This is a genomic window from Sphingomonas bacterium, from assembly GCF_903644135.1.
Taxonomy (GTDB): domain Bacteria; phylum Pseudomonadota; class Alphaproteobacteria; order Sphingomonadales; family Sphingomonadaceae; genus Sphingomonas.
This window is the reverse complement of record NZ_CAHJXA010000374.1, coordinates 1-2,599: the sequence shown is the minus strand read 5'-3', so window position 1 is coordinate 2,599 and position 2,599 is coordinate 1. Positions and strand designations below refer to the sequence as shown.

Here is a 2,599-nt window from a genome sequence, read left to right as displayed (position 1 = left end):
CCCCTCCCCCGCACCGCAGCCGGCCGCCGCGCCCTCGGGCGGTCGCGGCGAGGAGCGGGTGCGGATGACCCGCCTGCGCCAGACCATCGCCAAGCGCCTGAAGGAGGCGCAGAACACCGCCGCCATGCTGACGACGTTCAACGACGTCGACATGACCGCGGTGATCGAGGCACGCGCCAAGTACAAGGACCTGTTCGAGAAGAAGCACGGCGTCCGGCTGGGCTTCATGGGCTTCTTCGTGAAGGCCGCGTGCATGGCGCTGAAGGACGTGCCCAGCGTCAATGCCAGCATCGACGGCGACGACATCGTCTACCATGACTATGCCGACGTTTCGGTGGCGGTGTCGTCCCCGGGCGGCCTGGTCGTGCCGGTGATCCGCGACGCGCAGGCGCTGTCGGTGGCGGGCATCGAGAAGACGATCGGCGATTTCGGCAAGCGGGCGAAGGACGGTACGCTCAAGATGGATGAGATGAAGGGCGGCACCTTCACCATCTCCAATGGCGGCGTCTTCGGCAGCCTGATGTCGACCCCGATCATCAACCCGCCCCAGTCGGCGGTGCTCGGCCTGCATCGCATCGACGAGCGGCCGGTGGTGCTGAACGGCCAGATCGTCGCGCGGCCGATGATGTACCTGGCGCTCAGCTACGACCACCGCCTGATCGACGGGCGCGAGGCGGTGACGTTCCTAGTGGCGCTAAAGAACGCGATCGAGGACCCGACGCGTATCCTAATCGATCTGTAGACCCTCACTACCGACCACCCCGCGAAGACCGGGGCCCAGTTGGGAAGGCGGCGGTGACGATGCGCCACGCACTTCCCATATGTCACCCAACTGGACCTCGGCCTTCACCGGGGAGGAGCTTTCCGATGGCCGACAACAGCTACGACTATGACGTCCTCGTGATCGGCGCTGGCCCCGGCGGCTATGTCGCTGCGATCCGGGCGGCGCAGCTTGGCCTCAGGACCGCTTGCGCCGAGAGCCGCGAGACGCTGGGCGGCACCTGCCTCAACGTCGGCTGCATCCCCTCCAAGGCGCTGCTCCACGCCTCCGAGCTGTTCGAGGAGGCGACCGGCGGCCATCTCGCCAAGTTTGGTATCGACATCCAAGGCGCGACGCTGAACCTCGACCAGATGCACGCGGAAAAGGCGAAGGCGGTCACCGAGCTGACTGGCGGCATCGAGTTCCTGTTCAAGAAGAACAAGGTGACATGGCTCAAGGGCCGCGCCGCCTTCACGGACGCCCACAGCGTCACGGTCGGCGAGCAGACCATGACTGCTCGCGACATCGTCATCGCCACCGGATCGTCGGTCACGCCGCTACCGGGCGTCGAGGTCGACCAGCGGGTGGTGGTCGACTCCACCGGCGCGCTGGCACTGCCCAAGGTGCCCGAGCATCTGGTGGTGATCGGCGGCGGCGTGATCGGGCTGGAGCTGGGCAGCGTCTGGCGGCGGCTCGGCGCGCGAGTGACGGTGGTCGAGTATGGCGACCAGATCCTGCCCGGTTTCGACGGCGAGGTCCGCAAGGAGAGCGCCAAGCTGTTCAAGAAGCAGGGTTTTGACATCCGCACCTCGGCCAAGGTGACCGGCGTCACCGTCGATGGCGACATCGCCAGCGTCGCGGTCGAGCCCGTAGCGGGTGGTGAGGGCGAGACGATCACCGCCGACGCGGTGCTGGTGGCGACCGGGCGGCGGCCGAACATCGACGGGCTGAACCTGGAGGCGATCGGCCTTGAGCTCAACGGACGCGGCCAGATCGCGACCGGTCACAATTTCCGCACGTCGGTCGACGGTGTCTGGGCGATCGGCGACGTGATCCCCGGACTGATGCTGGCGCACAAGGCCGAGGACGAGGGCGTCGCGGTGGCCGAGAACATCGCCGGCCATACCGGCATCGTCAATCACGACGTCATCCCAAGCGTGGTCTATACCCTGCCCGAGATCGCCGGCGTCGGCCTGACCGAGGAGGCGGCGCGCGCCCATGCCGAGAAGCAGGGCGGTTCGATCAAGGTCGGCAAGTTCCCGATGGCGGCGAACAGCCGCGCCAAGACCAACCGCGACACCGACGGCTTCGTCAAGATCATCGCCGACGCCAAGACCGACCGCGTGCTCGGTGCGTGGATCATCACCAGCCTCGCCGGCACGATGATCGCGCAGGTCGCGCAGGCGATGGAGTTCGGCGCGACCAGCGAGGACATTGCCTACACCTGCCACGCCCATCCGACCCATTCGGAGGCGATCAAGGAGGCGGCGATGGCGGTGACGGGCAAACCTATCCACGTTTAGCCAGAGGCTAAACGTGGATGTCGACCGCGAAGCCGGTCGATCGGCTTGCCCGCGGCCGGCGCGGCCAGCAGCCGCGTCCGACGTCATGGGCTTTGCCCATGACGGGCTCCTGCTTCGACGCCTCCTGCTCCCGCGCCTGCCGCGCCAGCGCTGCAATGGCCACGCTCGGATCGATCCCCGCTAGCGTCGCAACTGCCAGCGCCGCGACGCCATTGGCGGGCAGGACGACGGACGTGATCAGCTCGCCCGGCTGCAGGGCCGTCTCGACCTGCGGCGTCTCGCCCGGCAGGCGGTGCAGGTCGATCAGGGCGATCGC

General features: G+C 67.7%; 2 protein-coding genes and 1 pseudogene. 2 read left to right on the top strand and 1 reads right to left on the bottom strand.

All coding sequences use genetic code 11. The features are described from left to right. Both sucB and lpdA read left to right on the top strand, forming a co-directional pair. A partial coding sequence (gene sucB, locus HUU96_RS14700) for a dihydrolipoyllysine-residue succinyltransferase (protein WP_174293479.1) occupies positions 1 to 742 on the top strand: 742 nt, incomplete at its 5' end. Positions 743 to 867: 125 nt separating this feature from the next. After that, positions 868 to 2,283 carry a dihydrolipoyl dehydrogenase gene (gene lpdA / locus HUU96_RS14695; protein WP_174293478.1) on the top strand — a complete coding sequence of 472 codons (1,416 nt, stop codon included), beginning with the start codon at positions 868 to 870 and terminating at the stop codon, positions 2,281 to 2,283. A gap of 7 nt (positions 2,284 to 2,290) precedes the next feature. Here lpdA and HUU96_RS15000 read toward each other — a convergent pair. After that, positions 2,291 to 2,599 (bottom strand): annotated as a pseudogene (locus HUU96_RS15000) (hypothetical protein); the annotation flags it as partial.